Genomic DNA, 8,054 nt, shown 5'->3' with positions numbered 1-8,054 from the left:
CATTGTAACTATGAAAAGGCTAAAAACCATTGCTCCCCATAATTTTTAATGTGACTTCTTAAAAAGATTATTGTGAGTTTGACACAAAAAAAAAGGGTTTGACTTTGTCAAACCCTTTTTTTTAATATTCATATGATAAGAATTATTTTACAATAACCTTTTCAATCATTCTTTGATTGTCATTTTCAACGATAAGCATATAAACACCTTCGGCCTCTTGGCTAAGGTCAATACGCTTCATGCTGTTGTCAACAGTTAAATTAGACTCTTCATATACTACAGTTCCTAAAGCATTAACAATAGTTAGGTTAGCTTGTTTCATTCCTTGGATATCTAGGAAGAATACACCATTGTTAGGGTTAGGATAAAGGCTAATAGCAGCTTCTAAGTTTTCAACACCAGTACAGTTATGAACAGTGATGAAATCTTCTTTTGTGATAGTTGCAGTTTCTGCTCCGTCACTTACTTCTAAAACAACATTATAATTTCCAGGAGTTGCATAGGTAACACTTGGGTTTTCATCTGTTGAAGTTTCTGGAGTTCCACCTTCGAAGGTCCAATTCCAAGAAGTAACCTCACCTAATGAGGTAGAAGTAAATCCTACAGTTCCACCATCACATGGGTTAACATCATCAGCATTGAATGCAGCAGTTAAAACATTATCACTACTTGCTGGGAAAACAATATAATCAACCCAAGCACAATCTTCACCACTTACGGCGGAACCATCTCTCATGTATTCCCATTTCAAGTTGTGATCTCCAGCAGTTAAGGTGTACTCGGCCATAGCCCAAGCTACTTCACCAGACCATTCGTCTTGCATAGTACCATCAATATAGAATTTCAATTTGTCATAATTGCCTTCAGATGATACTTTATAATAGAAGGAGAAATCACCTTCAGCAGCTACGGTATAATCTAATTCCATAACTGATTGTTCGTTATGATTAATAGCGGCAGAACGTGTTCCGTATTCACCTTCATAAGCTTCATCAGCACCAACAATAGACCAGGCATTGGTGTTAAATTGCCAATCATAAGCAGAGAAATCACCAGTTTCAAAATCTTCTAAAATTAAACCAACTAATTCTTGCATTAGCATATTAGTAGTGTAATTTCCAGCAGCCAAGTCAAGGTTAATGTCTATTAAAGTACCAATAGGAGTAGAGGCTTCTGTAGAAATTGTGAATGTAACAGCTTCCATACCTTCAGCATCAATAGCAGCAACATCGACATTTGCTGTATTAATAGTAACAAATGAGCTTGAAGAAGAAACACCTAAAGTACCAGCTAATGAAGCTGCATGTCCATTATTATAAGTGTTAATTGTGATATCTGCAGTTTCACCTGGATCCAATCTGCCGTTTCCGTTTCCAGCAGCATCATCAATGGTGTAAGCACCAAATTCAGGAACTGGAGCATAAATATTGAAGTTTAATGTTGATTCCCAAGTTTCTTTAGCGGTACCTTCGATAACGAGGTCAAGAGAAACGCTATACATATCTGGAGCATCGTCAGCAATGTCGAATGTGAAGGCATCAGTTAGGTTAATTACTTCATCAGCAGCAATATCACCAACAGTAATAGTAGCTGCACTTGTTAATGTACAATATGGGTCAGAACCGCTAATGGTAACAGTTACACCTGTTGCAGGGTCAGTGCCTAGGTTTTTTACATCCATGTCCATAGAAACAGTAGTTCCGTAATCCACATTTTCGTTTCCACCATTAAATGTGAATTCGCTTACAGTAAGGTAAGGTCCTTCTAGTGCAGCAGCAGGAATAACTTCCATATAAGGAATATATTGAGATCTTGTAACAACGATATCAACGTCTCCACCTGAAAGGATAGGATCCATTTCAACCATAACGCTACCACTAGCGTCAACATGACCTGTTCCGTGAAGAACGCCATCTTTACTAATAGCTACATAAGAACCTGGTTCAGCACTAACTTCATATTCAGTAACACCAATAGGAACAATGTCCATGTGGTTGACTACATTATCGCTACCTTGTGTGTGATAAGGCATTAAAGAAGGATCACCAAAAGTATTATAAGCTTGCCAGTAATAAGTTGGTGAAGAATGTTGTGCATATCCTTGGATGTCAACTTCAGTTACCGCTAAGTTACCTACAAAGATTAGTGCGTCTTGGCAGAAATAGCTTTCGCCCCAAGCACCATCATAGGCACCTAAAGTAGTTTCTTCTTGTGTAGGAACGTAACCATCATTATTTCCAGAAATAGGAAATGCACCTACAGACCAATAGAAATCTTCAAACCAATAAGAGGATGGTGAAGAACCAATATATCCAACAGCACCTTTGTCTTCTGCTCTAATCCATGCTTCACCAATACATTCGTTGGTACCAAAATCGGCAGCTAAACAGCAGTTACCAATAGCAAGAGGATATTTACCAGTGTTACTGAAATTGTTAACATTAGCAATACTTAGACCTGGATCTGCCCAAGAAGTTTCGCTACAGTGTGCAGTATAATTGATAAAACCTACAGCAATTCTTTCAGGATCATAACATCCTGAATAACTAGTTAGGTAAACCCAAATGTCATCATAGCCATGCTCTGCATTGAAATAATTCTCTGTTCCATAATCTATAGTTGCTTGTCCTACTCTAGGATTCCATGTGCCATCAGCGCCAGCAATTAATGTTATATCGTCTAGATATGTTGGATCATCCATTTCATATTTTTCATAAGGAATGATTTTATTCAACATATTCTCGAGTTGAGTTGTGTTTTGTGCAGACATACGTCCGTAGTACATTTCTGGGAAATAGTCACCATCTACTGAACCATAATAAAGGTCAGTTTTTTTGTTACTAGAACTACCAGTAGCACTTGCAGGAACTTGTTGAACATCACCAACAATAACTAGGAAGTCAGGAGCATTACCTGCTGCAAATCCTTCAGCATATTGATCATGAACCCAAGTTTGAATTTCGCTTGTAGAACCACCAATTTCGTCGGTATAAGCTACAGTTAGCTCATAACCCATTTTTGTTTTCCACTCTAAGAATGGTTGTAGTGTTTCTGTGAACATAGGATCTGCAACAATTAACATATTTACAGGGAAAGTTAAAAGGTCAGGATGCTCATCATAAACATCATCTACATTTAAAAGTGATTTGTAAACCACATCAAAGAAAGGGGAATAGGTGTTTTTAAAAGTTTGCTGTGTTTTTGCAATGTCAGCACCTTCATAAGATAAGGTGATATCAATATCATTATAAACCTCTAATTGGTTTGTAGAAGGGTTGAATCGGATGGGTTCAACAGTTACTCTTGCCAATCTAACACCTCTCATTACTCCTAAAATTTCAACACTAGCAATCTCGCTTTGGTTGAAGCTTTTTGATGCATAGGCTTGTTCATTGTATTCAAAAGGAATATCATCTACATCCATGCTTTTAGGAATGTCATATTGTAATGGCATCAACGGATAATTAACTCCTTTTTCGTTCAAGTCAATAGTAGAAACGGTAAAGTTATTCACCTCTACTTTAATTTTAGCTCCAAAAGGAATAGCGATTAATTTTCTTTGTACTGGAAGTTTAGGTTCTCCAATTAAATTAGAAGAATAAGCCCCATCCATACGTAACTCAGTAAAAATTCCCTGTGAAGTTTTTACATCCATAGTTTGAATGTCCCCAAAATGGAATTTTAGATTCATAGCCTCAGAGTTGCTTTGTACAACTTTGCTGCTGGTTTTTTCTGTTGAGACAGAAATTGTTGAATTATAAGCCTGAGTTTGAATGCTGAAAAGCATCATAAGGGCTAATAATCCACTCCAAGTAAATTTTTTCATACAAAATGATATTTTAGATTAATTTAATGATTAGACAAATTTCAATTAAAAAAGTTGTTCATACTATTTCATTAATGCAAATAAAAGGAATAATGATCGTAATATCAACTTTTTTGGATAGAAATCATACTATTTGTATGTTGTAAATAGAGATGCTAAGCAATTAGATTTCAGTATTGTAATTAATATTATGTCTGAGTGTTTATAAAGATTGAAGTTTAAATTATAAGTGGTGATGTGAATTGAAAGCAATTTCTTATCCTTATGCAGTTTATTAATATTCGAATAGGTATGAGATTTAATGTCTCAAGTTTCACTCTTGGAGTAAATCAATAGGGTTTGAACCTTTAGCGAATATTGAATTGTGATAACAAATGAAATCAGCAATGCCCTAAATTCAAATACTATAGATTTAAAGCAGTGATTCTTCGAATCTTTGAGTTTAGGTGTCTAACAACTCAAAACTAAATGAAGATGCAGAACTTTAGTTACTAAAAAAGAAAAACCTCCCGAAGGGCTCGGGAGGTTAACCAAAAAACCTAAATTCTATAACAAAAACCTAATTTATGAAGGTAGTAATAATGTGTTAAATAAATAACATTGTTTATTTAAAAACAGTGCAAATTTACATGCTTTTTTGAAAAGTCAATTGATTTTTGTAAAAAAAAAGACTGTTTTTATAAAACTCAGTATAATACCTATTGTCATTAAATTTATCTGTTATAAGACTAAATATGAATAATATTTATAGTGTTGAAAAACAATCTTGTACAAATTGTTTATTTAGGTATTCAAATGTCTAATTTAGTTTTGAAATATCAATCTTGCATTTAATGAATACTGTTATTATTAAGTAGTGAAGCTTGATTTCAAAATTTTCTGTTAATTTATTAACTATTCAAATGGATGGCTTGGCCTTTCGTTTTATTTGTGGATATTTGTTACTTAAATGGGGAATTAAAAAAAATTTATGAAAAAACTAATCAACTATGTTTTTAGCATGGAGATTGCCGGAGTATTAATGGTGGTATCTGCCTTTGCAATTGGTATAGCAACTTTTATTGAAAACGATTTTGGAACCATAGCTGCGAAAGCTTTGGTTTATAATTCAATTTGGTTTGAAGCTATTATTGGATTAATATTTATCAACTTGATTTTTAATTCAATCAAGATTAAACCTTGGCAAACAAAACAATGGAGTGTGTTCATTTTTCATATTTCATTTTTGTTAATTATTATTGGTGCGGGTTTAACTCGTTATGTTGGTTATGAGGGTACCATGAGTATTAGAGAAGGTAGTCAGTCTAATACTTTTTTATCTGAACATACTTATGTAATGGTTAAGAATGCTCAGGGAGAAGTCTTAGCAAAAAAGAAGGTTTTGTTTTCGTCAGTTAGTAAAGACGAAGTAAAGGTAGGTTTTGATCATAATGATAAAGAATATACTTTGCATACCTCCGACTTTGTGCCAAATGCTATGGAGTATATTGATAAATCAGAAGGGGGAAGTCCCATGGTTGAAATATCACTTCGAAAAAACGGCAAATTTCAGAATTATTCCGTATCAAAAGGTGAGGTCTTAGAATTAGGTAGAGAGTCCTTTGGTTTTTATAGTGAAGAATCGCAAGATATTAATATAGAGTTAAATGATGGTGAATTGCAATTTGTAGCCAATGATAGTGTTGTTTTCTTCGATATGTTATCCGGCCAAAAAGAATCTTTGCCTGCTGGTGCTCGTCATGCTATCGTGCTCGAAAAACTATATTCCTTAGGTGATTTTAGTTGGGTATTTAGTGAATATTATCCCCAAGCTCGATTGGGTGTAACCTCTTCTAATAATAAATCAAATTCTTTAAATGCGATTCATTTTTCTGTTTTTAGTGAGAATGATGAGGAATTGGTTTCTAGTTATGCATTAGGAATGGCAGGATATGCTGCTCCTAAAGATTTCAGAATAGATGGAGACGTTGTTACTATAAGTTATGGTTCTGAGTTAGTTGAGCTTCCCTTTAGTATTAAACTTATTGATTTTCATTTAGAAAGGTATCCTGCGTCGAACAGCCCAAGTAGTTATTCTAGTGATGTTGTTTTAATTGATCCTTCACAAAATATCGAAATGGATTATAAAATCTTTATGAACAATGTTTTAGACCATAGGGGATATCGTTTCTTTCAATCTTCCTATGATCAAGATGAAAGAGGAACAGTATTAAGCGTTAATCACGATTATGCTGGAATGATAGTAACCTATTTGGGCTATCTTTTAATGTCTCTGGGAATGTTCTTTGCTTTATTTGCAAAAAACAGTCGATTCAGATTAATGATGAAGAAGACTATGGCTACTTCATCTGTTTTATTACTCTTTGTAGTTATACCGAATTGGGCTAATGCGCAGAATAGTGAAAAATGTATTGTTAAGGATATTCCAACCGAACAAGTTGATGAACTATCTAAATTATTGGTACAGGGGCGGAGTGGTCGTTTCCAGCCTTTTAATTCTGTTAGTAGCCAGGTTGTAAGAAAATTTAGTAGAAAAGTAACATTTGATGGGCTAAATACAGACCAGATTCTGTTAGGGATGATGATAAACCCTGATTATTGGGCGAAACAAGAAATTATTAAGGTAAGTAATGACCAATTAAAAAAGATAATAGGGAATGATGCATCTAGAGCTAGGTTTGTTGATTTCTTTGATGCAAATAGTGGAGGATACAAGTTAGCGAAATATGTAGATGCAGCCTATCAGAAGAAGCCTGCCGAACGAGGGACTTTAGATAAAGATGTGATAAAAGTTGACGAGCGAGTGAATGTGTTTTACATGGCCATGAAGATGGATTTCTTAAAGATATTCCCGGTTCCTGGTCAGGCTAATACTACATGGACTTCACCTAATGGCCCTTTTAATCAATATCAAGCCCAAGATTCTAATTTTGTAGCCTCTGTTACTAACTTCTATTTCCAAAGCCTTAGAGCGGGTTTAGAATCAGGTAATTATGCCGATGCCAACCTAATGCTGCAAGGAATAAGACAGTTTCAAGAAAAGTATTCTCCTACACAGCTTGCTGATTTAGAGAAAATGAACCTTGAGATTAAGTATAATAAGATTAATATTTTCGATAGATTATTTGCCTCTTATGGTATTTTCGGTTTTATTATGCTTGTTCTTCTTTTTGTAAGGGTGTTGATGCCAAAATTCCAAATGAAATGGACGGTTCACGTATTAGCAATTCTAGTTTTGCTCTCTTTTGTGACTCACACTTTTGGATTAGGAATGAGGTGGTATATTGCTGGTCATGCTCCTTGGAGTAATGGTTATGAGTCAATGATTTTTATTGGTTGGGCTACTATCTTAGCTGGTTTGGTTTTCTATAAAAACAGTCCAATTGCCTTGGCTGCAACTTCTGTTTTAGCGGCATTAATTATGTATGTGGCTCATTTAAGTTGGATGAATCCAGAGATTACAAATTTGGTTCCTGTTTTGAAGTCCTATTGGTTGACAATTCATGTGGCTATTATTACTGCCAGTTATGGTTTCCTTGCAATGGGAATGTTTATGGGATTCTTAAACTTGGTTTTTCTTCTACTTATGAACAAGAGCAATAGACTTAGGATTCAAGATAAAATCAATGAAATAACTAAGATTAACGAAATGACTTTGATAGTTGGTATTTATCTATTGACTATTGGGACATTCTTAGGAGGTGTTTGGGCCAACGAAAGTTGGGGTCGATACTGGGGTTGGGATCCAAAAGAGACTTGGGCAATGGTTACGATTTTGGTTTATGCCTTTATTCTTCATATGCGATATGTTCCAGGTTTAAAAGGGGTTTATGCACTTAATTTGATGACTGTAATTGGGTACTTTAGTGTTTTGATGACTTATTTTGGAGTAAACTATTACCTATCAGGTTTGCATAGTTATGCTTCAGGTGATCCGATGCCAATTCCTAATTTTGTGTATTATGCTTTAGGGGTCATTTTCATAGTATCGGTAATGGCTTATTTTAAATACAAAAAAATGTGGAGCGAATAGTTCCATCATATTCTTAAATAATTAGAACAGAATCTTTTTTATGAGGTTCTGTTTTTTTTTTTTTTTGGAATAAAAAAAGCTTTGAAACTAGATGAACTTAGTTTCAAAGCTTTTTAATATTTGGTACTTCAAGAGGCTAATAACCTGAGTTCGATTATAAAAACAGAGCTAATTGATCGTCTTTCTCCAAATCAT

2 protein-coding genes are annotated in these 8,054 nt (G+C 34.5%); one reads left to right on the top strand and one right to left on the bottom strand.

Translation table 11 applies throughout. The features are described 5' to 3' along the window. Positions 1 to 142: 142 nt before the first annotated feature. Complete coding sequence (locus tag HNS38_RS19285; RefSeq protein ID WP_172281667.1) at positions 143 to 3,826, bottom strand: C25 family cysteine peptidase; 3,684 nt, start codon at positions 3,824 to 3,826, stop codon at positions 143 to 145. A 970-nt stretch (positions 3,827 to 4,796) separates the two neighbouring features. Here HNS38_RS19285 and ccsA point away from each other — a divergent pair. Further along, positions 4,797 to 7,859: a cytochrome c biogenesis protein CcsA gene (gene ccsA, locus HNS38_RS19280; RefSeq protein ID WP_172346934.1), complete on the top strand. Its 3,063-nt coding sequence runs from the start codon at positions 4,797 to 4,799 to the stop codon at positions 7,857 to 7,859. Positions 7,860 to 8,054: the final 195 nt, after the last annotated feature.

It is taken from the genome of Lentimicrobium sp. L6 (genome assembly GCF_013166655.1).
Classification (GTDB): domain Bacteria; phylum Bacteroidota; class Bacteroidia; order Bacteroidales; family UBA12170; genus UBA12170.
This window is presented reverse-complemented; position numbering and strand designations above follow the sequence as displayed.